Annotated in this window: 24 protein-coding genes; 3 read left to right on the top strand and 21 right to left on the bottom strand. The window is 36.7% G+C overall.

The genetic code is table 11. The annotated features are described in order from the left end of the window. Positions 1-120: 120 nt before the first annotated feature. The 4 genes from BLR30_RS16810 to BLR30_RS16795 form a co-directional block, all read right to left on the bottom strand. On the bottom strand, positions 121-1299 hold the full coding sequence (locus tag BLR30_RS16810; RefSeq protein WP_089861402.1) for an aminotransferase class V-fold PLP-dependent enzyme: 1179 nt from the start codon (positions 1297-1299) through the stop codon (positions 121-123). A gap of 83 nt (positions 1300-1382) precedes the next feature. Further along, positions 1383-2522 carry a hypothetical protein gene (locus tag BLR30_RS16805; RefSeq protein ID WP_089861400.1) on the bottom strand — a complete coding sequence of 380 codons (1140 nt, stop codon included), beginning with the start codon at positions 2520-2522 and terminating at the stop codon, positions 1383-1385. A gap of 12 nt (positions 2523-2534) precedes the next feature. Beyond that, positions 2535-3449 carry a TssN family type VI secretion system protein gene (locus BLR30_RS16800; protein WP_089861398.1) on the bottom strand — a complete coding sequence of 305 codons (915 nt, stop codon included), beginning with the start codon at positions 3447-3449 and terminating at the stop codon, positions 2535-2537. Between the two features lie 55 nt (positions 3450-3504). After that, entirely contained in the window at positions 3505-4446 is a 942-nt protein-coding gene (locus tag BLR30_RS16795) for a type VI secretion system baseplate subunit TssG (protein WP_089861397.1), read from the bottom strand. 295 nt (positions 4447-4741) lie between these two features. On the opposite strand from BLR30_RS16795, the gene BLR30_RS16790 reads away from it, so the two are divergent. Then, positions 4742-5533, top strand: coding sequence for a S1/P1 nuclease (locus tag BLR30_RS16790; protein ID WP_089861395.1), 792 nt, complete (start codon positions 4742-4744; stop codon positions 5531-5533). A gap of 529 nt (positions 5534-6062) precedes the next feature. Further along, positions 6063-6929 carry a sigma-70 family RNA polymerase sigma factor gene (locus BLR30_RS16785; protein ID WP_002979276.1) on the top strand — a complete coding sequence of 289 codons (867 nt, stop codon included), beginning with the start codon at positions 6063-6065 and terminating at the stop codon, positions 6927-6929. A 167-nt stretch (positions 6930-7096) separates the two neighbouring features. On the opposite strand, the gene BLR30_RS16780 is transcribed toward BLR30_RS16785, so the two are convergent. The 4 genes from BLR30_RS16780 to kdsA all read right to left on the bottom strand — a co-directional run bounded on the left by BLR30_RS16780 (position 7097) and on the right by kdsA (position 11285). Then, positions 7097-7570, bottom strand: a complete 474-nt coding sequence (locus BLR30_RS16780) for a DUF3347 domain-containing protein (RefSeq protein ID WP_089861393.1) — start codon at positions 7568-7570, stop codon at positions 7097-7099. A gap of 130 nt (positions 7571-7700) precedes the next feature. Beyond that, the gene (locus BLR30_RS16775; RefSeq protein WP_089861391.1) at positions 7701-9920 is read right to left on the bottom strand and encodes a TonB-dependent receptor plug domain-containing protein; all 2220 of its coding nucleotides are present in this window, start codon (positions 9918-9920) and stop codon (positions 7701-7703) included. Between the two features lie 40 nt (positions 9921-9960). Continuing rightward, on the bottom strand, positions 9961-10407 hold the full coding sequence (locus tag BLR30_RS16770) for a hypothetical protein (protein WP_139164653.1): 447 nt from the start codon (positions 10405-10407) through the stop codon (positions 9961-9963). Positions 10408-10475: 68 nt separating this feature from the next. Then, complete coding sequence (gene kdsA / locus BLR30_RS16765) at positions 10476-11285, bottom strand: 3-deoxy-8-phosphooctulonate synthase (RefSeq protein ID WP_089861387.1); 810 nt, start codon at positions 11283-11285, stop codon at positions 10476-10478. A gap of 403 nt (positions 11286-11688) precedes the next feature. Here kdsA and BLR30_RS16760 point away from each other — a divergent pair, with 403 nt between their 5' ends. Continuing rightward, positions 11689-12198, top strand: coding sequence for a pyridoxamine 5'-phosphate oxidase family protein (locus tag BLR30_RS16760; RefSeq protein ID WP_089861385.1), 510 nt, complete (start codon positions 11689-11691; stop codon positions 12196-12198). Positions 12199-12295: 97 nt separating this feature from the next. Here the strand turns inward: BLR30_RS16760 and BLR30_RS16755 are convergent, their stop codons facing one another. The 13 genes from BLR30_RS16755 to BLR30_RS16695 form a co-directional block, all read right to left on the bottom strand. Further along, a complete protein-coding gene (locus BLR30_RS16755; RefSeq protein ID WP_089861383.1) occupies positions 12296-13048 on the bottom strand; it encodes an SDR family oxidoreductase in 753 nt (250 codons plus the stop codon). Positions 13049-13096: 48 nt separating this feature from the next. After that, entirely contained in the window at positions 13097-13597 is a 501-nt protein-coding gene (locus BLR30_RS16750) for a CinA family protein (RefSeq protein WP_089861381.1), read from the bottom strand. A gap of 32 nt (positions 13598-13629) precedes the next feature. After that, positions 13630-14808, bottom strand: coding sequence for a zinc-dependent alcohol dehydrogenase (locus BLR30_RS16745; protein WP_089861378.1), 1179 nt, complete (start codon positions 14806-14808; stop codon positions 13630-13632). Between the two features lie 34 nt (positions 14809-14842). Then, complete coding sequence (locus BLR30_RS16740; protein ID WP_089861376.1) at positions 14843-16984, bottom strand: catalase; 2142 nt, start codon at positions 16982-16984, stop codon at positions 14843-14845. Positions 16985-17019: 35 nt separating this feature from the next. Then, positions 17020-17334, bottom strand: a complete 315-nt coding sequence (locus BLR30_RS16735) for a hypothetical protein (RefSeq protein ID WP_089861374.1) — start codon at positions 17332-17334, stop codon at positions 17020-17022. Between the two features lie 60 nt (positions 17335-17394). Then, positions 17395-18021: a ferritin-like domain-containing protein gene (locus BLR30_RS16730; protein WP_089861372.1), complete on the bottom strand. Its 627-nt coding sequence runs from the start codon at positions 18019-18021 to the stop codon at positions 17395-17397. A 77-nt stretch (positions 18022-18098) separates the two neighbouring features. Beyond that, positions 18099-18899: a KGG domain-containing protein gene (locus tag BLR30_RS16725; protein ID WP_089861370.1), complete on the bottom strand. Its 801-nt coding sequence runs from the start codon at positions 18897-18899 to the stop codon at positions 18099-18101. Between the two features lie 214 nt (positions 18900-19113). Next, a complete protein-coding gene (locus BLR30_RS16720) occupies positions 19114-19728 on the bottom strand; it encodes a Crp/Fnr family transcriptional regulator (protein WP_228400794.1) in 615 nt (204 codons plus the stop codon). A 213-nt stretch (positions 19729-19941) separates the two neighbouring features. Beyond that, positions 19942-20538: a Crp/Fnr family transcriptional regulator gene (locus BLR30_RS16715; RefSeq protein WP_089861366.1), complete on the bottom strand. Its 597-nt coding sequence runs from the start codon at positions 20536-20538 to the stop codon at positions 19942-19944. Then, a complete protein-coding gene (gene ytxJ / locus BLR30_RS16710) occupies positions 20535-20915 on the bottom strand; it encodes a bacillithiol system redox-active protein YtxJ (RefSeq protein ID WP_089861364.1) in 381 nt (126 codons plus the stop codon). The genes BLR30_RS16715 and ytxJ overlap by 4 nt, the downstream gene beginning before the upstream one ends. Further along, on the bottom strand, positions 20912-21373 hold the full coding sequence (locus tag BLR30_RS16705; protein ID WP_228400793.1) for a DUF1569 domain-containing protein: 462 nt from the start codon (positions 21371-21373) through the stop codon (positions 20912-20914). Before BLR30_RS16705 ends, ytxJ begins: the two co-directional genes overlap by 4 nt. Next, on the bottom strand, positions 21367-21903 hold the full coding sequence (locus tag BLR30_RS16700) for a YfiT family bacillithiol transferase (RefSeq protein ID WP_089861362.1): 537 nt from the start codon (positions 21901-21903) through the stop codon (positions 21367-21369). The genes BLR30_RS16705 and BLR30_RS16700 overlap by 7 nt, the downstream gene beginning before the upstream one ends. Further along, positions 21860-22459, bottom strand: coding sequence for a hypothetical protein (locus BLR30_RS16695; RefSeq protein WP_089861360.1), 600 nt, complete (start codon positions 22457-22459; stop codon positions 21860-21862). Before BLR30_RS16695 ends, BLR30_RS16700 begins: the two co-directional genes overlap by 44 nt. Between the last annotated feature and the right edge of the window lie 16 nt (positions 22460-22475).

The following is a 22475-nucleotide window of genomic DNA, read 5'->3' as shown; positions in this document are numbered from 1 at the left end:
GTTTCGCCTGTCTGAACGGGATAAATAATAGCTTTCCCCTAAAATAGTTTAAACAAATTTAAAAAATAATTTGCATATTAACACAGTACCTTTTGTGGTTATAAAAATTTTAAACAGACCTTAAGCTAAGCTTTCCTTTAACATAGCAGAAACATTTTCTATTTCCTCCAAAGTATTGAAATAATGTGGTGAAAGCCGCACAATTCCATGAATATTTTTTCGGGTAAAATCTATTAAAGCAGAATTTTTATACGTCACTGAAAAAAATACGCTATTATCATTCAATACCTTCTGAATGGCATCAAGATCTCCTTCAGGACCGGTGAATGTAATAATGCTGCTCAGATGCTTACCCAAATCCCATACCCGGAACCCGCTGCTCTGAAGATTATTGCGGAGCGTTTGCGAAAGAGAGGCATTGTATTTTTCGATTTCATGCATACCAATGGTATTGGCATATTTTAAAGCCTGAGTAAAACCAGCTAAAGACGCATAGGAAATTTCCCAATGCTCAAATCGTTTAGCGGTATCAAACAATATATAATCATCAGGAGCTGTCCAGTCGGCACCTCTCATATCCAGAAGCAGTGGCGCATAGTTCTCTTTTAAAGCTTTATCCGAAACATATAAAAACCCTGTTCCTCTTGGCCCTCTCATGAATTTCCTACCGGTGGCCGTAAGAAAATCACAATTAATTTTTTGTACATCAACAACCATTTGGCCCACCGACTGACAGGCATCAACCAGGTACAAAATATCATATTGTTTGCAGAGTTTCCCAACACCTTCCACATCTTGTATCAATCCTGAATTGGTAGGAATATGGGTTACCGCCACAAGCCTTGGATGATGTTCTTTAATTAATTTTTCCAGATCGTCAAGATCCAGTTCATTATCAGGCAGGTTTTTCATCCTGATAATCTTCACATTCAGCTTTTTTTGGAGTGAAATAAAAGTAATCTGATTAGAAATATAATCATCGGCAGTCGTAATGATAACATCATTTTCCTTAAAGATAATGCTCGACAAAGCCTTGGCAAATGCTTCGGTAGCACTTGTTGCAAAAGCAATGTTATGAGGTTTTGCATTAATTAATTTTGCTGTTTCACTATAAAACTCTTCCAGCACTTCAGAATTTCTGTTGGCAACTTCATAGCCACCCATCTGCTCTTCCAGCTCAAGGTAATCAATCATAGAGTCAACAACTACTGATGGCATTAAAGAAGATCCTGCATTATTAAGGAAGATCTTTCCGTCTTTAAGTCCCCTGATATCCTGTCTTATTTTATCTGTGTTCATTTTTTTAAATTTATCTGAAACAATTTTACATAAAAAATCCCGAAGAGAATAACGGGATTTATAATAAGTATGTTGAATTTATTTTAATCTAAAACACTCCAGCCTCTTTTCGGATTGTTGTTGTTTGAAACCTCCTGTTCGTTGACGATGATGTTTTCTTTTCGCTGGCCAATATAATCCAGCTCACTAAGTTTAGAGAAAATGGTTTCCAGACTTCGCAGCATCTGCTGGATGTACAACAACGGCTCACCACAATTGTGATGGTCATAATTGGTTTCAGCGACAATCGACAATTGATTGAGCAAGGTATGAGGAGCAATTTCACTCCATTCCAGGCTATAATTGAGCATTTCTTCCAACTCTGCAGGCACCAGAACCTGAGTAGCATTGTACAGACGGAGCGCCAGTTTTGCAAAAGACTCGATTAAAAATACAGGTGACTGATAAGGGGTGATATTTCTGAACTGGAAATACATATCGCCGAATGTATCAATCATGGTATTACACAAAAACTTAACGTTCTGTGCCAAAGCTGTATTTTGATTTTTATGAGATGCTTTCTGAATAATCTTAAAAGAGTATTGCTGAAGATTTCCGATAGATTTTGCAAAAACATTGTAATAGTTCAGCAATGCCGGATGACTCTGTATAGAAGTACACGGCGGAATAAAATTAGAATCTACCTGAGCAATATTTCCTTTCAGATCAACCTTACCAATAATCAGATAGTTTCCTCCGGAATAGCTGCTGTTTAGAGAGGCAATGGGAAGAAGTTCAATATGATGATTGGACTGTGTATTGGGATGGCGCGGCGGAATTTCTTCGGGATCAATATCTCCGAACGGCACTTTATCAAAAGGATTAACGGAAATCAAAATATAATAATCTCCGTCTGCCTGTTCCTCATTCATTGTTCTTGCCAGTGATTTTACGCTGACTCTTCTGTCATTAAGTTCGATTCTGTACCCGGCAAGCGTTACTGCACTGCAATGTTTGATAACCAGCTGAACATCATTTGTCGCTGTATTATGAACATCAAAAATCGTACGGTCCGTAAATTCGTTGGATATAGGTAAAAGTCCGTAATTATATGTCGTAATGGCCAGTGAATTGGCATCTCTTATGGTGTCAATTAAAAAATTGTCCTGATCGTTAAGATGTCTCTGGGAAACCTTCATCCCGTCAACCCAATTGATGGCAAAATGCTTAATAGGCTGTATCATATTCAATATTTTTTAAACTGTGTGTGATTGTGTTCTTCTTACTCCTTCTTCTTCGTGCTGGATAACTCTTTTACAAATAACAACATCGTTTTCAGCGATTCTGTTTTCTGTAATATCCTGCTCGAAATCAATATATTTTCTAAAGCTGAAGAATGATTTCTTGGTATAAAAAATCCAGTAATACGGTTCTTTATCCTGATCGGATAAATGAATGACAGAATTCGGGTTTTTATGATTATAGTCATCAACAACTCTGTAGAACCAGTCTCCGAAAGTAACACCTGTCGGCAGTGTTTTAGCCTTAATTCTGAATCTGTTGGCATCCTCAAGATTTTTGTTCAGCTCAACATTAAGCACCATTAACCTGTCGAAATCAGCGCCTTCAAAATCAGGAAGCCTCTGATCGGGAGAATACCTCCAGGTTTTGTAAATATCTACCGGAATGCTTATCAGCTGAATATAACAATAATGGAACACCAACGGAACCAAAAATGCAAGAATGCTGGTTGCAGCCATGATCGGATAGCCCGTTCCTCTGCTCATCCAGTTGAAAATAAGATAAAACAGATATCCTCCGAAACCTACACAAGTAATGGATAGAATGGATTCAAACAAAATGCTTTTCGTTAAAGAGCTAAAATGTTTTTTGAAATATCTGTCGGAAAGATTTACATGTATGATTCCTAAAATAATATAAATGATCTGCGCAATAAGATACCAGTAAGGATTAAAAAGATTTCCCGCAAAACCGAAAATTCCCGGAATGGCAAGACACAAGCTGCACAGAAGAACATATATAATAATGGTTTTGATTTTTATAGCAGGCTTGTTTCTTCTGATAATCCCTAAAATTACCATCATGATTACTGCAAACAAAGGCATTAAAATATACCTTAAAAAGATTCCTTTTACTGAAGAAATTTCCATGTGTCTTTTTCGAATTAATATTTTTAATTGGTGAAGTAAATATAGTTAAAAATTTTCAGAGGAATGTAGAGTATCCGAGCCTGTTTGCATTTCTTTCATCATCTTCCAGCGCAAAAGAATATTCTTCTTTTTCGGTAATAAAATTCTCTTCAATATCCACACTTAAGGGCAGAAAATAATCATACATAGCCTGAAGAACTTTCCGGAAAGGGCTTCCGCCAATATATTTTTTCATTTCCACATAAGGAATCGGGCCAATGTTTACAACCCAGTTTCGCTGGCCATCCATATGTTTACCGCTTGGAATATAGGTTACGCCCAGCCGTGAATTTCCCAGCAGCATCGAATCATCCTGCTCTTCAATGCCGTCAATAGTATTAGGGGCAAAAGTTACCTTAACAGGAATCTGTAGAAAAGCGGTCATGCATCTTTCAAACCAGGCCTTATCTCCCCGGATCTGATGAAAAAAAGGTAAAATATAAATGAAAATATACGCATTCTTTTTGTCCAACATCTTAATAAGCGGCCACAACTCGCTTATGGTTTCCAACAGGGCATCGGTATCACTTGAAATATCGAATTCAAATTCTTTAAGCAAAGCGCCGATTTCTGTAAAAAAAATCTCCAGTTCAAAAGGTTTGAAAAACTTTCTGGCATCCTGCTCTACCCTTTTCTGCTTCCGGATTTCTCTTACGACACTTTCCACATTCTTCCTTGTCGCACCGAGTGAAGGTGGATGAAAAAGACCTTCAGGAAGATAATCATAAATGCCTTCTCTATATGTTTCTATTGTGAAAACCTCTTCGTCAAAACCCAGATAGTCGTTTGTTATGCTTTTAATATCTTTAAGATAAGCCCGGTCGTTGATCCCGATTCTTTCTATAAAAATATTGCTTACTGCCCGATGATATTTTAAGAGGTTTACTGCCACAGCTTCCGCCTTGAAATCTGTCTGCAGTTTATTATAATGCATTTCTACAATATTATTCTCATACATAATGTTTGCTGTGATTTGGCCTGTAAAAATACTATATCTCAAATTATTGAAAAAGTATTTATACTTAATTCTATCCTAAAAATAGTAAATAATTATAAGTAAAAGAAGAAAAAAATAAAAATATGGTTGAGGAAAATTAAGATTAAGGTTGAGGTTGAGATAATCAGCTTCACAACTTGACTAATCTTAGCCTTTCATTGAAATTAAGATTTGATTAAATTTCCTACTCCTTCCATAAACCTTAATCTTAACCTTAAAATTAACTGTATCTTTGCTCCCTGAAATGTTATTTACAATGAAAAGTATTTATTCTAAAATTCTGATGCTGGCATTTATCGCATCCTCGCTTTATTCATATGCCTGGGGATTGACGGGACACAGAATTATTGCGGAAATTGCAGAAAATCATCTTTCCGGAAAGGCAAGAAGAGAGATCAAAAAAATGATGGGAAAAGAACGTCTTGCTTACTGGGCAAACTGGCCGGATTTCATTAAATCTGATACTACCGGTGCATGGAAGCAGGCTTCGGCATGGCATTATGTAAACATTGATCCGCAAACGGACTTTAAAGTTTTTGAAGAGAAACTAAAAGCTCAGGCCGGACCAAGTTTATACACTCAGGTAAAGGTTCTTTCCAGCCAGATTAAAGATGCTAAAACTTCTGAAAAAGACAGGAAAATTGCTTTGATCTTCCTGATCCATATTATGGGAGATCTTGCTCAACCTTTACACGTAGGAAGAGCTGAAGATTTAGGAGGAAATAAAATTAATGTCACTTATTTCGGAGAAAAAACAAATCTGCATTCTGTGTGGGACGGAAAATTGGTAGACTCTCAAAAATACAGCTATACAGAATACGCAAAACTTTTGGATATTAAATCTAGTGATGAAGTGAAACAAATCCAGAAAGGAACTCTTGAGGACTGGCTCTACGATTCTCACAAAATCGCAAACAGAATCTATGCTCAGACACCTATGGATTCTAAACTGTATTTCGACTATCAGTATAAATTCAATGATACGATGGAAAGACAGCTTTTATATGGTGGTTTAAGACTTGCAAAATGGCTGAATGATCTTTTTTAAAGAATGAATGGTGAATTGTGAATAGTCAATTTACTTTTACTATTTGTTATAATATTATAGGCGGAACTTCGGTTTCGCTTTTTTGTTAGAAGGATTAGTGAATTGACAATAATCAATAGTTACTCCGATTGGAATTAAATGAGTTAATATCAGCGGTATTAAAATTCCCCTCCTCTGGAGGGGTGGCGAAAATTCGAGAGAATTTTTGTCGGGGTGGTTTTATAAAGCGAATATGCTACGCAATTGAATGATGAATTCTTTATGATGTCTAGTTGTAATATTTTTACCTCTATCCTAGCCCCGATTGTAGCGAAAATCCTTTTTGAAAAAAAGATTGCAGCGGAAAGCGGGAAATTGCTTCTAAAAAAATAAAACATTGCGACAAATGCTATTTATTTCGCAAGAGTCATAATTTACAACTATTTTCTCAGATGTAGTTTAATTAAATAAAAAATTATTGAAACCATTGTAACCTTTTTGTAATCTCATACGTATAATACATAGAAACTCTTTTTTGAGGAATAAATAGATGAGACAATTAAAAATCACTAAGCAGGTAACCAACAGGGAAACTGCTTCATTAGACAAGTATTTGCAGGAAATTGGTAAAGTAGAACTAATCACTGCGGACGAAGAGGTAGAATTGGCACAGAGAATCCGTGCGGGCGATAGAGCAGCACTGGAAAAATTAATTAAAGCTAACCTTCGTTTCGTGGTATCAGTATCCAAACAGTACCAAAATCAGGGTCTTTCTTTACCGGATTTGATTAATGAAGGTAATTTGGGACTAATGAAAGCGGCAAAAAGGTACGATGAAACTAGAGGTTTCAAATTTATCTCTTACGCAGTTTGGTGGATCCGTCAGTCGATTTTACAGGCTTTGGCTGAACAGTCGAGAATTGTAAGATTGCCATTGAACAAGATCGGATCAATCAACAAGATCAATAAAGCTTACGCTCACCTTGAACAGGAAAACGAAAGACCTCCTTCACCGGAAGAATTGGCAGAAGTTCTTGATATGAGCGAAGAGGATATCAAGGAATCGATGAAGAACTCCGGAAGACATTTGTCTATGGATGCGCCTTTGGTAGAAGGTGAAGATTCCAATCTTTATGATGTATTACGTTCAGGAGAATCTCCAAGCCCGGATAAAGATCTAATGCTTGAATCGCTTCAAATCGAAATCGAGAGAGCGTTAAATACACTGACTCCAAGAGAAGCAGATTTGGTAAGATTGTATTTCGGTTTGAACGGTAAACATCCAATGACTTTGGAAGAAATCGGTGAAACTTTCGACCTTACCAGAGAGAGAGTTCGTCAGATCAAAGAAAAAGCGATCAAGAGATTGAAGCACAACACCAGAAGTAAGATCTTAAAATCTTATTTAGGGAAATAATTTTTAAGTTTAAAATACTAGCGGAGCTTGATTTTCAGGCTCCGTTTTTTTTTATCAAAGAAACGAAAAAAGAAATTCAAAAACTGAATTTCTTTTTGTATATATTATTAAAGTTATTCAATACTTTAAAATATGTAATCAATGGATTATATGACACTTATACACTTCTACTTAATCGTCGACTTTACCTTCCCACAAGACAGCATTGATTTTCCGTAATATGGATTTACAATTTTAGATTCATCGCTCAGCCAGCTTCCATCAGCCATCGGACAATATTGGACATAAACCGGATTTTGTGATAATTTAAATTCATTTGACAGGCCGATCATGTTATCCGATAATTTATGAAAAGATTCTCTTTGTGCCGAGATATTCTTAGAGCCTGCAATTATCTTAGCATCTTTTCTAAGGTTATTCAATTCTGCTTCAGAAACTGCTTTATTATTGATTTCAGAAGATATTTTGATAAATTGTGTAGCTGCTATTGAAGCTTTGTTAGCATCATCAGAGGCAAGAGCAGATTTTATGGCAATATAATTTTGATATAATCCTGAAATTTTCGCATCTTTCTTTGACTGTGCAGCAACCGAAATTACGGATAATATAGAAAATAAAGCCGTGATGATATACTTTTTCATATCTACTTTTCTTTATAATTTATTTAAAGCAAATTTAAAAATATATACTGAGCTTACGGTATAAAATTTCGTATTGTTATTAAAGAATTATTAAAAAAAGAACCTCTGAATATCAGAAGTTCTTTTTGTATTATTTAATTTTAAATTCAAGCTTTACATTAAAGAATCGTCCTGTAAGACGTACCGGAACCGGATACATATAATTGGTATTAGCATCCGTAATCCACTGGTTGGCAACTGTATTTCTGATATTAAATGCATTGAAAACCTGTACACCTAAAGTCAATTCATCGAAATTCCCCCAGAATCCGTAGCCTGCATTTTTCTCTTTGGGATCAATAAATGCATAGGAAAGTCCAAGATCTACTCTCTTGTAAGAAGGTAAAGTTTTCTGGTACTGATAAGGATCGGTAAGCACTGGTGCTCCGGTCGGCAGTCCCATCGCATAGGTTAATGTAAGGTTAACGCGCATTTGCGGAAACGCCGGCATATAATCCTGATAGAACATAGCAAATCTGAATCGTTGGTCAGTAGGTCGTGGAATATCGCCTTTCCCGTCTATGTTTTCATAAACTCTTGCATAACTCGCCGACAGCCAGGAATCTACCCCCGGAACAAATTCCCCGAAAAGTCTTGTATCAATTCCGTATGAATATCCTGAAGCGTTATTCTTACCAGTATAACGTATTCTTACATTATCCATATAATACGGAATCAGGTCATTCATTTTTTTATAATAAAGTTCTGTTGTCAGCTTGAAAGGTCTGTCGTACATATAAAATTCATAATCATTGGCTAAAATCGCCTGAATGGATCGCTGAGATTTTATAGAAGAGTTGAAATTACCATCAAGATCTTTGATTTCTTTATAAAAAGGAGCCTGATAATAAACTCCTCCCGAAAGTCTGAATAGCATATCGGTATCCCAATCCGGTTTGATGGCAAACTGTGCTCTTGGAGAGAAAATGGTTTCATTATTAAAACTCCAGTGAGCCACCCTTGCTCCGGCATTCAAAAATACCTTATTGCTGCCCCAGAAAAACTTCTGAGAATATTGTGCGTACGCAGAAAATCGTGTTGGCTGTATATGATTTTTACCGGCAATATTATACATTAACCGAAGATCTCCGGCATTTCGCGGATCTATAAAATCTTCATGAGGAATACTGTATCCCGCAGAATCTGCCAGTTTCCATTCGTTGGTAAGATCTTTCAGATTTTCTTTTTCATATTTGAAGCCAAGTTCTATATCTGTATTGACGTTGGGTGAAAAACGGGTTCTGAACTGCGCTCCGTACGTTTTTACCTGCAAGTCATTTCTTGCATGCTCTATTTGTCCGCCTGCGTCATAAGAAGTCACAGGATCTCCAGTTACCGGATCAAAAGTCTGCAGGGCATACGCTGAAGAAATGCTGTAATATTCCCTTTCACGATTCTGATAAGCAAAAGCATCAAGCGTAAAGCGCAATTTGTCTGACGGTTTGAAATTGATTGATGCTGTTCCCATCATATTTTTATACTTATCATCTTCGCGACCATGATAATTTACATTCAGTTTAAGTGGCTGCTGAAGACTCCCGAAATCAACTTCCCTTTCTTTTGGAATCATTTCGTAGTCATTCTTTGAGTAATATCCGATAAATGATACGGTGAGTTTCGGACTGAAATGGTAATTCAGATACGTCTGAAAATCCATATACTTAGGATTAAAATCTGTATCTTCTTTTAAAGTATTGAGGACAAGGTTTGTATTTCTGTATCTTCCTGAAAATAAAGCGGTGAATTTCCTGTTGCCCTCCTGATCTTTTCCTGCTGCGAAACCAGTCGTCAATCTTCCGCCAATTAAGCTTCCTTCTCCTGAAAGCTCAAATTTCTCAGGTTCACGATAATAGATGTTTAATGCTGAAGACATTTTATCGCCATATCTCGGCTCAAAACCTCCTGCTGAGAAGTTAACCGTTGAAACCATATCGGGATTGATGATACTCAATCCTTCCTGCTGAGAATTTCTGATCAGGAAAGGCCTGTAGATTTCAATATCATTAATGTATATAAGGTTTTCGTCATAGTTTCCGCCACGAACCATATACTGTGAAGAAAGCTCCGTATTTGAATTTACGGAAGGTAATGTTTTGATAATTCCTTCAATACCTCCGGAAATGCTTGCTACATTCTGAGCGTCTTTCGCTGAAATTTTTACAGTGGTAAGATCATTGGTTCTTCCTGTCACCTTTTTCTGAAACACCACTTCTTCAATGTTTGTGGTTTTCATTGTATCCTTCTTTTTTCTTACCTGAGAGAATACTAATGCAGGAACCATAAGGCTCAATGGTAAAACTAGTTTTTTCAAAAGAAATGTTTTAGAATTTCAAACGGTTAATTTATAACTTTTATTTTATAATTTGACTTTGCAGGAAAACTTTTGACCATTCTTCTACAAAATCTTTCGATAAATTCTTTTGTTTTAATGCAGCCATGCACATAAATACATCATTCTCACCTTTTGTAAAATATTGTATCTGAGATTCTGTGGTTTCCGAATCTTTATAAGAATCTGCCTCAGCTGTAAAAAGAATATATTCTCTTTCACCTTTTTTATTTCTTGATAATTCCTTAATTCTAAGATTTTTGGTTTTAGACTGAAGAAGTTTTTTACTATTGTCGAAAAAAGTCTGTAATGGAAATTTTGCTAAATTTTTACTAACTATTTTTGTTACGATAATATCGTAGTTGTCCCAATTTTGTCCTTTCGGAATATATTCCATCATGACCATTTGACCATTTTCCTGTTTTTCTTCCAAATGAAGATTATATTTTTCAGGTAATGAAAACTGCAATGAATCTTTTTTTTGCGAATAAAAAACAACAGAAATAGACAGTGTTGCTATTATAAAAAGTCTTTTCATTATAAAATCGCTTCTCTCACTCTTGTTAGTTTTTGCAGAAGATCTTCCAGAAGATTAAGTCTGAGCATATTCGCGCCATCTGATAAAGCTGTTTCCGGAGTCGGGTGTGTTTCAATGAAAATTCCGTCTGCTCCTACAGCGATTCCTGCTTTTGCAACGGTTTCGATAAGATCGGGTCTTCCACCTGTCACGCCAGAACTTTGATTAGGCTGCTGTAAAGAATGAGTTACATCAAGAATTACCGGAGCATAATTTCTCATTGTTGGGATACCTCTGTAATCTACGATTAAATCTGTATATCCGAATGAATTTCCTCTTTCGATGATGGCTACTTTTTGATTATCAGAATCTGTAATTTTCTGAACGGCAAACTTCATGGATTCCGGGGAAAGGAATTGTCCTTTCTTTAAAGTCACACACTTTCCTGTCTGCGCAGCAGCTACGAGAAGATCGGTCTGACGAACGAGAAACGCAGGAATCTGCAATACATCTACATATTGAGCGGCAAGAGCAGCGTGTTCATTTTCATGAATATCTGTCGTTGTGGGGATATTGAAAGTCTCACCTACTTTTTTAAGAATTTCCAGCGACTTTTCCTCACCGATTGTGGTAAAAGAATCTACCCTGCTTCGGTTGGCTTTCTTGAAACTTCCTTTAAAGATATAAGGAATATTATATTTATTGGTGAGCTCAACTACTTTTTCAGCAATTCTGAGTGCCATATCTTCGCCTTCAATAATGCACGGACCTGCGATCAGAAAAAAGTTTTTGGAATCTTTGTGATGAATATTATCTAAATACTGAATCATTTTATATTTAATTAAAAAGTTCAGTAAAAATACTGAGAAAGTTTCAGAATCAGAAATAAATTAAGCTAAATACTAAAAGCCTTTTTTGTCATTTTTTAAATCATCCGTAACCTTCATTAAAAACCTGCGCACCTTTTGACTGAAACCTAGGCAGCTTTTGGTCAAAACCTAAGCATCTTTTAGATAAAACCTGCGCAGGTTTTTTGTAATATTTCGGCACTCTTTGTTATACTTTAAAAATACTCGTCAATAAGTTTATGTTTATATTTTATTTCTGTATTGAAGAGAAATCATTTGTAAGTACCGTTATTGTTATAATTTTTTGAATTACCACTTCACTATGGTCAGGTTTTTGAATAGTCAACAGTAATTTTTATTCAACAAATCACTAAAATATAAAATTATGTCAACAGAAAATCTTACACATCATGACGCTGTAAAAAAAATTAAAGATCTATCGGAAAGTGCAAAAATCTGTATGTTCTGTACAGAGCTAGATACCCTTCCTATCAATTCGAGACCGATGAGTCTTCAGGAGACTGATGATGAAGGCAATTTATGGTTTATCAGTGGCGACAGCAGCAATAAGAATTTTGAAATTAAAGATGATAAAAGAGTGCAGCTGTTTTTCATGAACAATGGAGATTATCAGTATCTTTCAGTGTTTGGAGATGCTACGATCTATAAAGACCGCTCAACAATTGAAGACAAATGGTCGCCAATGGCAAAAGCATGGTTTGAGGATGGAAAAGATGATCCCGACGTTTCCATCATTCGTGTAGAACCAAGGGAATCATATTACTGGGATACCAAAATAGGTAAACTCGTAAGCCTTGTTAATTTCGTTACCGCTGCTGTTACGGGTAACACTACAGACAATTCTGACGGCGTTGAAGGCAACGCAAAAATTTAATAAGCAACTGAGCTTTGGAATACATTCAAGAAAAGCCGATTCACAATAGAATCGGCTCTTCTTTTATAATGAAACTAAGGATTATATATTTTAAGATTTATCCATTTACAATAAGACCTCCGTTAGGATGCAGAACCTGTCCGGTGATCTGCGCAGCATCTTCGCTTGCAAGAAAAAGATAGCTGGCAGCTACTTCTTCCGGGGTTGCATTTCTTTCAAAAGGTGGTTTGTTCGGATCGTCTTCTTCTTCACCAAAAGTCTCTTTCGTTAACGGAGTTGCTACAGGACCCGGTGCTACTGCGTTAACACGAATGCCTTTTGGTTTAGACTGTAGAGCAAGCGAACGGGTAAATGAAACGATTGCACCTTTTGTAGCCGAGTAGTCCAACAATTCCTCGTGCCCCTGATAAGCGGTTGCCGATGTTGTATTGATGATAGAGCTTCCTTGCTTTAAATGTGGAAAAACCAGCTTTGTTAAAAGGATCATTCCTATGATATTGGAATTGAATGTTGTTCTAATGTTTTCTTCCTTCAGATCAACAATATTATCAGCAGGAAATTGTACACCCGCATTATTTACTAAAACATCAATACCTCCGAATTCGGAAACTACTGTTTGGGCAGTTTCTTCACAAAACTGATAGTCATTAATATCTCCCTGAAATATGGCTGCTTTTCTTCCTAGATTTTCTATTTCTGCTTTTGTTTTTTTCGCATTTTCTTCATCCGAATGAAAAATAATTGCAATATCTGCTCCTTCTTTTGCATACAATAAAGCAACTGCTTTACCGATTCCGCTATCGGCTCCTGTAATCAGGACAGATTTATTTTCTAATTTCAAATTCCCCATATAAAACAATTTTTCAAAGACCTTTTTAAATTTTTACGGCCTTTTTCTCTACTTTAAAATTAATAACTGATTAATTTCACTTTTAAAACATCCTAAAATAAATTCTGTATAATACATCTGAGCATTTAAAGCCTGGGTTTTAGGATGCAGCTCAAGTTTTTTCGTTAAAATGATTTCACCTTTGTAAGAAAATGAAAAGAAAGCAAAGATTTTATACGAAGAATTTCGTATTGGCGTACAATAACCGGTTGTTGCAATTGACCAGTCGGACTGGAAAAGTTTTGCGACGTTCAGGGCCATTGTTTCTGCAATATTCTCTGAAACGCAGTCGCATTCTTCTGCTTCATGAGCATCAACATTCAGCAATCTTACTTTTTCCTGCAAAGTATAAGCAGTAAGACCTCCTTTATAAAACATTGAGGCGTTCGGCATCTGTGAGAAAGCCAGCTGTAAACAGCCTGATGTAACGCTTTCTGCTACTGAAATGGTTTCATCTGTAGTCATTAAAGACTGGCTGATGTATTCCAGAAGATTTTTTTGAAATTCCATAATAATAATATTTAGTGTGTTTGTGTGCATTTTTAAAGGCCAGAGGCCTTCCATGGATCGAGAACAACTTTTACGCATCCGTCTTGCTTTTTATCGAAGATTTCGTAACCTTTAGAAACATCTTCAAGAGAAAGACGATGGGTAATAATATCATCCAGCTGTACTCTGCCGCTCTGTACATGCCCCAGCAATTCATCAATGATTGCATGAACGTTGCACTGGCCGGCTTTTATAGTAATTCCTTTATCAAAAATCTGTCCAAGTTTGAAATTATCGTAATTTACCGGATAAACTCCGAGAACAGAAACAATTCCGCCTCTTCTTACGGCACTCATACAAGCTTCCAGAACTTTAATGGAACCTTTCTCAAAATTAATCACGGCTTTCGCACGGTCTATGAGATTTCTATCCGGTTCAAATCCTACAGCATCAATACAAAGATCTGCTCCTCTGCCGTCTGTCATGTCTCTGATCTGGTCGATAACATCCTGGCCTTCTTCCCATAAAATAGTGTCGCAGCCCGTGAGATTTTTAATCTGATCCAGTCTGTACTGCTGGGTATCAACAACGATTACCTTTTTTGCATTATGCAGAATCGCTGATTTTACCGACATTGAACCTACGGGGCCGGCACCGAAGATGGCCACTGTTTCGCCTCCTTTTAACTCTCCCCACATTACTCCGGTATAGCCGGTTGGGAATATGTCTGTGAGGAAAAGAACCTGCTCATCGGTAAGGTTATCCGGGACTTTTCTGGGACCGAAATGTGCGTACGGAACTCTTACATATTGTGCCTGGCCACCATCATAACCTCCATAAAGGTCGGAATACCCAAAAAGTGCTCCGCCTTTATCAGTAAGAATTCCGCCTTCCGGGCCATAATGTTCAGGATTACTGTGCTCACAGGCAGTCGGAAGATCATGCTGACAGAAATAGCAACTTCCGCATGAAATCGGAAATGGTACTACTACCCTATCTCCTATTTTAAGGTTGGTAATGTGCTGTCCGACTTCTTCAACAATTCCCATGAATTCGTGTCCCATCACCATAGGCCTTGCCTGGGGGATTCCTCCAGAATACATATGGAGGTCGCTGCCGCAGATGGCAGTTGATGTCACTTTAAGAATAATATCATTTGCTTCTTTGATGATCGGATCGTCGACAGTATCACATTTGATAAGTCCAGGCCCGTGAATAACTGCTGCTTTCATATTTTAATATTTAGTGGTGTGAAGGTGTGTTTATTTAATTCTGGATACTTCTTTCCAATTCAAGATCCCAGACTCTGTGATTGGCAATGGCTTTAATAAATTTATCGGAAGGGTTTTCATCTTCAGCAATGACAATTGCAGGATCGATGTGACTTTTCATACTTACATTGCTGTTCATGTAAAGAGGTTCTGTGCCTTCCCCGAAGTAAATAGCCTTACAGTGTTTGTAAGCTTCGTTGACAAAATTTAACACATGGGGTTTATTCTCCGGGGAAAGAAGTTTCTTTGTTGAATCCTCTCCCGCTGCAATGTAAAGAGCATCAAAAGCAACACTGGCTGTACTTGTTAAAGAATGTTTAGGTGTAAGCGATGATCCGTCCTTAGTCTTTACCATAGCCATACTTGTGCCAATGATTTCTACGACTGCACTCTCCGCCTCGAGCTTGTTTTTAAGATTTTTAAAGGCTTCAGTGTCTGCTCCGTCTGCCATTATAAAACCTATTTTTCTACTTTTAATGGTATTTTTAGCGGTATTTTGCATACTGAGTGCTTCTGAGTTTTTGGTATCAGGTTCTCTTTCTTCACTTTGCAGTGCTGCAGGATCTGCATCTGCTGGAATACTTTGATTGGGCTGATCTAATTCTTTTACTTCAACCCCTACCTTTTCAGCAACTTTTGATGCTAGATCTTTATCGATAAAATTCAGCTGACCTACCATCCTTTCACGAATTTCAGGAATTGTTACTTTAGAAAGTTCAAAGATCAATGCATTTTGAAGGTGCATTTTTTCAGGAGCCGACTGGCTGTTGTAAAATAATTTGGCCTGCGAATAATGATCGACAAAACTTTTGCTTCTTTCTCTTACTTTTGCTCCCGAAACTCTTGCTTCGTGAGATACAAAACCACCTTCTTTCATCATCGACTGAAACGGACATCCCCCACCGATAGAATTTGGTTCGTAACTTACTTTTCCTTTGGCGATCTGCTGTCTCATGTAACCGTCTCTCTGGTTATTGTGAACGGTATTTACAGATCTGTTAATCGGAATTTCATGAAAATTCGGGCCTCCTAACCTTATCAGCTGCGTATCTGTATAGGAAAATAGTCTTCCTTGTAAAAGCGGATCGTTGGTAAAATCAATTCCCGGAACGATATGCCCCGGATGGAAAGCAACTTGCTCTGTTTCTGCAAAAAAGTTTTCAGGATTTTTATTTAAAGTTAAAGTGCCTACAAGCTCAACAGGAACAAGTTCTTCAGGGACAAGCTTGGTAGGATCAAGAAGATCAAAATCAAATTTATGTTCGTCTTCTTCAGGAATCAGCTGTACGCCAAAATCCCATTCCGGGAAAATACCGTTTTCAATAGATTCCCAAAGGTCTCTTTTATGAAAATCAGGATCAATTCCGGAAATTCGCTGTGCTTCGTCCCAAGCGACTGAATGTACTCCTAATTTCGGTTTAAAATGAAATTTAACAAAATGAACTTTCCCTTCATCATTAATAAATTTAAAAGAGTGAACACCAAAACCTTCCATCATGGATAAACTTCGGGGAATCGCCCTGTCGCTCATCACCCACATAATCATGTGCATACTTTCCGGCATTAAAGAAATAAAATCCCAAAAAGTATCGTGTGCAGACTGCGCCTGTGGTATTTCATTGTGGGGTTCCGGTTTTACAGCATGAATGAGATCGGGGAATTTAATAGCATCCTGAATAAAAAATACCGGCATATTGTTTCCTACGAAATCGTAATTACCTTCTTCTGTATAAAATTTTACGGAAAAACCTCTCACATCTCTGGCAAGATCTGTACTTCCCCTGCTTCCTGCAACCGTTGAGAATCTCACAAAAACAGGTGTTTCTTTATCGGTTTCGGTTAAAAATTTGGCTCTCGTATATTTTGCAAGACTTTTTGTAAGTTTAAATACTCCATGAGCACCGGATCCTCGGGCATGAACTACCCTTTCAGGAATTCTTTCATGGTCGAAATGGGTTATTTTTTCTCTCAGTATAAAATCTTCAAGCAGAGTCGGACCTCTTTCTCCATCTTTCAGAGAATCCTGATTGTTGTTGATTTTCAGTCCCTGATTGGTCGTCAGTTTTTCATTTTCATTAGATGTCATGTGAGTTTCCAACTGGTTGAGTTTTTGGTTGGTCGGTTTGTTGTCATTCATAATTCTATATTTTGTATTTGTAATAATTGGTGTGTCTAAAAAGTGGTCAGTTCATTTTTAGTTTTTAAATATTTTTCCAGGTAATGTAAATCTTTTTCGCTTTTAATAGAGAGGTAGAAAAGTATCTGCTTGGGGGCTGTTATTCCTACACTTTTGAAATCATCAAAATGAGCTATCAGAGCACGTGTATTTTCGGCATTTGGATCTTTAATCATAATGAAAAGCAGAAAGATGTCTGGACGTATTTCTTTAGCATACATTGTAGAATCTTCTTCAAGCCAGTTCTTATTGCTGATAATTTCTTTAAAGTGACAAGACTTCAACTTTTTAATTATTTTATTGCAATCCATATACTTTGAATTTTATATAAAAGCCATATAAACAAGCGCTATATGGCTTTATATTGTAAATTAATCTTCCTGTTCCGCATCAAAATTGATGTAGGTTTCGGCGATTTCTGTCAGATCATAATCTGTATCTTCCTCTTCCTGCAATGTTTTTTCGAGAAGATCTGCAGCCTTATCATATCCCATAGTGATGGCCAGCTGTGCCAGTCCGCCATAGGTTGCGATTTCATAATGCTCAACCTTTTGTGCAGCAATAATAAGCGCCGCATCACGCGTCATAGAGCCTTCTTCTGTAGACTTGATGATTTCTTCACCTTCTTCGATAATTCCTTTGATTGCCTTACATTCTTTTTCCTCAGGACTTTCATTAATCAGCTTGAAAACTCTTTCAAGTCTGATCACATGTTTCTGAGTCTGAAGCTGGTGGTCTTCAAATGCTTCTTTCAGCTCTTCTGTAGTAGCGGCTTCCTGCATTTTTCCCAATGCCTCAATGATAGCATTTTCTGCGTAATAAATATCTTTAAGAGCAGAAACATAAAATTTGTGTAATGGAGAATTGTTCATCTCGTTTTTGTCTACCGTAGCATTATCAACGGATGCTGTTTTTTTTGATGAACTAGCGCCAGATGCAGATGAAGTGTCTGTACCTGTAGTACTGTTGTCTTTGTTATCTGTTGTTTTAGTTGCCATAATGTGAATGTGGTGTTTGGTTTAAAAAAGATTACCCCTTTACTTAAGACAATAAAGAGGTAATCGTGGAAAAAGAATTATGAATTATTACGTCTGCCTCCAAATCCGGATCTGCCGGAACCTGAAGATCTTCCGCCTCCATGAGATGCCTGTCCGCCCATACGAGCAATTCTCGTACGTTCTGCCTTACTCATCGATGCAAAACCTCTTCTTGATGTTCCTGAACCAGAACCTGAGTTGGAACCTCGACCTGAACCGCTATTATTTCCTGATCCGGAGCCGCCTCTTCCGCCAGATCCCGATCTTCTTGAGTTTGAATTTGAATTAGAACCTGATCCCGAAGATCTTCCTCCGCTGTTTCTGCTTCCTCTTGGTCTTCCCGGATTATCATGTCTGTGATCATAATTGTCACTGTTTGAGTTTGATGATCCTCTTGATGATGACCTGCCTCTTCCGCCAGATCTTGATCCTTCGGATCCTCCTGAGTTCCTTCCTCTTCCTGAAGATCCCGAACCAGAACCACGTCCTGATCCTCCACGACCGCCTCCGGAAGTAAATCTTCCCTGGCTGTCTCTCTGCTGGTTTCCGTCTCCTGATCTTCCTCTGCCTCTTCCTCTATTATCATCTTCATCGTCGTCGTAGTCTTCATCATCATAATCATCGTCGTCGTAATCGTCATAATCTTCATCATCATAGTCATCTTCATCATCATAATCTTCGTCAAAGTAATCTTCATACTCTGAGAAGTCATCATCATATTCTTCGTCCTGTGACGCATCGTTATAACCATGGTCATAACCTAATTGATAAATTTCTTCGAGATTGCTTGATGAATCTGAATTTCTTGAACTGCGATTTCTTGAATTTCTAGTGTTCATAACTGAATTTTTATATTAATATTATAGTGATGGCATTGCCAGCCGTGACTAGTATTAGCCGGCAATGAGTTTTTGGTTAATTTGCATTGAACACACAAGCTAAATAGCTTAATATGTACCTCGAAATGAGGCATTAAGAATATGGATGAATTAATTAACTCAAATATACGTTAGAATATTTCACTATTTTATGACTCAAGTCATATTGACATTATTAATATAAGATTTTTCTATCCTGTATTTTAAGTTTGCCCAGTTTTTCCATTTTTTTTAGATTCCTGATAACGGTTTCCACTCTCAGGCCGGTGAGGTTGGCAATCTGTTGCCTTGTTAATTCTACAGGAAAGCACTGCTCGCAGTCTCCATCGTGATAACTTTTAAGATAATTCAGTAATCCCTCGAGGCGCAGCACAGGATTAGGGGAAGACATATTCTGTAGCATAATCGCTTTGAAGTACAGCCTCTGAGATAAGCATGCATTCATCTCCAGGGAAATTTTTGGATTGTTTTCCAGAAGTTCGAGAAAATTATTTTTTGGAAGTCGGATTATTTCGGATTCTACGAGACAGATTGCATTCATTACATAGAATTTCTCAAGAAAAAGAAGCGAATCTCCAAAACTTTGATTTCCCCCTATAATATTTTGAATAAATTCTTTTCCTTCTTCATTATAACTGTTCAGCTTTACTTTTCCCTGTAAAATCTGATAATAATATGTGGCATGATCTCCTTCTCTGTATATAATTTCCTTTTGTTTGTAAGTTTTTTTCTCGCCCCCATATGAGTAAAGAGTTTCGGGCTCGATGTTCATGCAGCTTATTGTCTTCATTTTGACAGTTTTTCTAAAGGATCGTAAAAAATTAATAATCAAACAAATCTATATAAAATTTTGTGATTTTAATCTAATATTTTTCATTTTTTATTAGGATTTGCTGACCGATTTTTCAGAAATAATTTTGTGCAATTTGTAATCTGTTGAGTCATACATCGAATAGCAAAACAGCCCGAAAAATCAGGCTGTCAGATATATATTATGATGAATTTATTTACTATCCGGAACGAAGTTTTTTCTTGCCAGTTCTTTCCGGACACGGCTGAGACTTTCAGGAGTAATGCCAAGATACGAAGCGATCATCCATTGTGGAACCCGAAGTAATAAATCCGGATACATTTTAATGAATTTCATATAGCGTTCTTCAGCGGTTTCTCCCAAAAGAGAATTGATTCTGTCCTGCAGACTTTTAATATGTTTCTGAAGAAGTATATCACTTTTCTCAAGACTGTTCGGAAATTCTCCTATAAGTTTATTGATAAAATCGGGATGCAGCAAAAGAACTTCAGAATCTTCCACAGCCTCGATATAATAAATTGATTTTTCGTTAAAATATAAACTGCTTCGATCTGAGGTAAGCCAGCTTTCCGGCGCAAACTGAATGATATGTTCTTTCCCGTTTTTGTCGATAGAATACATTTTGAGCAGTCCTTTTTCAACAAAATAAATATATCTGCAGACTTCGCCGTACTGCAACAGAAATTGGTTTTTCTGTACTTTTTTTACTTCATAATGCAGACTGCACATGTTTACTTTATCAACCGGAACATCCAGAACTTTAGATAAATAATTATTGATATTCTTCATGATACAATTTGTTCTGCCGATATATGTTGGTGCGAAGCACTGTTAATAACTTTTCCGTTTTCAATCACCAGCAATTGCGGGCTTTCGTGTCTTACACTGAGATCTTCTGCAATTTTATTTGAAATGCTTCTGTGAGCAAGAAGGTCTAAAAAATACAATTCAGGTTTTTGATCTAAATTTTCTATTTCTTTTTCAAAATTCCTTAGTACTGTCTTGCTGATGAAACAGCTTGTTGAATGTTTAAAGATAGCAACCTTGTGAACAAAAGAATTTTCAATTGTTTTTTTCAGATCATCATCCGATTCTATATATTTCCAGATCGGATTTTTTTCAGAACTGTCTTCCTTTCCTCCGAATATTTTGTCAAAAAAACTCATACGTTAAATTGTTTTAGGTGATGATGAAGATGCTTGTATTCCAGAAAACCCCAATCTTTTTCTTTCATTTTCCCGAAAAGGACATGATGATCCGGCAGATTTTTATGTTGGAAACAGATCCTGTAATCTTCAAGCGTTTTCAGAAGGTTTTCTTTTTCTTCTTTAAAATCACATTCAAAATTAACAATAAGTTTTTGAAAAGTCGGCATATTTCGGGGAATTCCATTATTAAAAACCTGAATTTCCCACTTGGTAACAATTCCGATCGCTGTAAATAGAAAGTTGATTTCCGGAAGTTTAATTTCCCCAATCGGAACCTGGAGAACCTGATTACAGTGTCTCATCATCTGAGATGCATCCATTTTACCCCAAGCTGGCTGCGAATTTTGGGTTAAATGATGAATTCTGTCTACAATTTCTTTAATACATTCCGGATTATGAAGACTTTTTTTTACCAACCCTTTTCTTTCTTAATAGTTTCGATATGGGCAAAATGATGATTGCAGTGCCATGCATACATAGCAAGACAATGTCTCAGATCGTAGTTTTGATTATGCTCCGGATGATGAAAAGTTCTTTCAAACTGTTTATTGGTCATACTTTTCAGGAGTACCGTCCATCTTTGATGTGTCCCTCTAATTATTCTCATGGCTGGTTTTATCGGCATACTCTGGCTATCCTGAAGTTCAGCCCATTTTGCTTCATCATATGGCTTTATCGTAGGATTATCTTCCGTGAGAGCCAGTTTGAAGCGAATGAAACTATTAATATGGCTGTCCGCAATGTGATTCACTAATTGTCTTACCGTCCAGCCACCTTCTCTGTATTGGGTATCAAGCTGATCGTCCGAAAAATTTTCTATCAGATTTCTCAGTCTGCCCGGGAAATCTTTGATGACTTTTATATATTCGTCCAGTTTAATATCGCAGATGTTTTCAGGTGCCTCAAACCTGCCTATGGGAAATTTTTTCTGTTCTATAGAGTTCATTTTTAAGTATGTAGTTTAATAATTCTGATAAAATAACGGCATCCTGATCTTTTAAATAATATAACATTTTGTTGTGATACTGATCTTTGTTTGAGAAAAGAATAAAATAGTGATAGTATTTCTTAATCATTAGATTTTCAAACGCAATTACCTCTTTATTGAAAGTAATTTTATCATTAGAAATTTCAATGCCAGATATTAGCAGAGGTTCTTTATTTAAGTACCTATTAATATAATTTTTTAAAATATCATGATAAAAACTTTCCCAAAGCGTATTGATAATATCACAATAAAGTTTATGTTTTTCGTTAAGTTTTCTTCCATAAAAGAGTCTGAAGGAAATTCTCATTTCTTTACCGGAAACAGTTTTTATAAAGATCTGATATTCTCTTCCGATAGTTAACATATATCCTCTGATAAAGTGTATCCCGTATCGAATTCCTGTAATTTCGTCTTTTTTTAAAACAATACCATCGAGCGTTAAAGTTTTTTCATCAACTGTGAGAATAGATTTTTTATTATTCAGGATTCCTTTATCAATGGTATATGTTTTCATAATGCATATTTGTCCG

The sequence above is a fragment of the Chryseobacterium taeanense genome, assembly GCF_900099685.1.
Classification (GTDB): domain Bacteria; phylum Bacteroidota; class Bacteroidia; order Flavobacteriales; family Weeksellaceae; genus Chryseobacterium; species Chryseobacterium taeanense.
This window is presented reverse-complemented; position numbering and strand designations above follow the sequence as displayed.

What these genes read in the sequence shown, in the direction of transcription:
- BLR30_RS16810 (WP_089861402.1), bottom strand. Translation starts at nt 1,299, where the DNA reads ATGAACACAGATAAAATAAGACAGGATATCAGGGGACTTAAAGACGGA.
- BLR30_RS16805 (WP_089861400.1), bottom strand. Translation starts at nt 2,522, where the DNA reads ATGATACAGCCTATTAAGCATTTTGCCATCAATTGGGTTGACGGGATG.
- BLR30_RS16800 (WP_089861398.1), bottom strand. Translation starts at nt 3,449, where the DNA reads ATGGAAATTTCTTCAGTAAAAGGAATCTTTTTAAGGTATATTTTAATG.
- BLR30_RS16795 (WP_089861397.1), bottom strand. Translation starts at nt 4,446, where the DNA reads ATGTATGAGAATAATATTGTAGAAATGCATTATAATAAACTGCAGACA.
- BLR30_RS16790 (WP_089861395.1), top strand. Translation starts at nt 4,742, where the DNA reads ATGAAAAGTATTTATTCTAAAATTCTGATGCTGGCATTTATCGCATCC.
- BLR30_RS16785 (WP_002979276.1), top strand. Translation starts at nt 6,063, where the DNA reads ATGAGACAATTAAAAATCACTAAGCAGGTAACCAACAGGGAAACTGCT.
- BLR30_RS16780 (WP_089861393.1), bottom strand. Translation starts at nt 7,570, where the DNA reads ATGAAAAAGTATATCATCACGGCTTTATTTTCTATATTATCCGTAATT.
- kdsA (WP_089861387.1), bottom strand. Translation starts at nt 11,285, where the DNA reads ATGATTCAGTATTTAGATAATATTCATCACAAAGATTCCAAAAACTTT.
- BLR30_RS16760 (WP_089861385.1), top strand. Translation starts at nt 11,689, where the DNA reads ATGTCAACAGAAAATCTTACACATCATGACGCTGTAAAAAAAATTAAA.
- BLR30_RS16755 (WP_089861383.1), bottom strand. Translation starts at nt 13,048, where the DNA reads ATGGGGAATTTGAAATTAGAAAATAAATCTGTCCTGATTACAGGAGCC.
- BLR30_RS16750 (WP_089861381.1), bottom strand. Translation starts at nt 13,597, where the DNA reads ATGGAATTTCAAAAAAATCTTCTGGAATACATCAGCCAGTCTTTAATG.
- BLR30_RS16745 (WP_089861378.1), bottom strand. Translation starts at nt 14,808, where the DNA reads ATGAAAGCAGCAGTTATTCACGGGCCTGGACTTATCAAATGTGATACT.
- BLR30_RS16740 (WP_089861376.1), bottom strand. Translation starts at nt 16,984, where the DNA reads ATGAATGACAACAAACCGACCAACCAAAAACTCAACCAGTTGGAAACT.
- BLR30_RS16735 (WP_089861374.1), bottom strand. Translation starts at nt 17,334, where the DNA reads ATGGATTGCAATAAAATAATTAAAAAGTTGAAGTCTTGTCACTTTAAA.
- BLR30_RS16730 (WP_089861372.1), bottom strand. Translation starts at nt 18,021, where the DNA reads ATGGCAACTAAAACAACAGATAACAAAGACAACAGTACTACAGGTACA.
- BLR30_RS16725 (WP_089861370.1), bottom strand. Translation starts at nt 18,899, where the DNA reads ATGAACACTAGAAATTCAAGAAATCGCAGTTCAAGAAATTCAGATTCA.
- BLR30_RS16720 (WP_228400794.1), bottom strand. Translation starts at nt 19,728, where the DNA reads ATGAAGACAATAAGCTGCATGAACATCGAGCCCGAAACTCTTTACTCA.
- BLR30_RS16715 (WP_089861366.1), bottom strand. Translation starts at nt 20,538, where the DNA reads ATGAAGAATATCAATAATTATTTATCTAAAGTTCTGGATGTTCCGGTT.
- ytxJ (WP_089861364.1), bottom strand. Translation starts at nt 20,915, where the DNA reads ATGAGTTTTTTTGACAAAATATTCGGAGGAAAGGAAGACAGTTCTGAA.
- BLR30_RS16700 (WP_089861362.1), bottom strand. Translation starts at nt 21,903, where the DNA reads ATGAACTCTATAGAACAGAAAAAATTTCCCATAGGCAGGTTTGAGGCA.
- BLR30_RS16695 (WP_089861360.1), bottom strand. Translation starts at nt 22,459, where the DNA reads ATGAAAACATATACCATTGATAAAGGAATCCTGAATAATAAAAAATCT.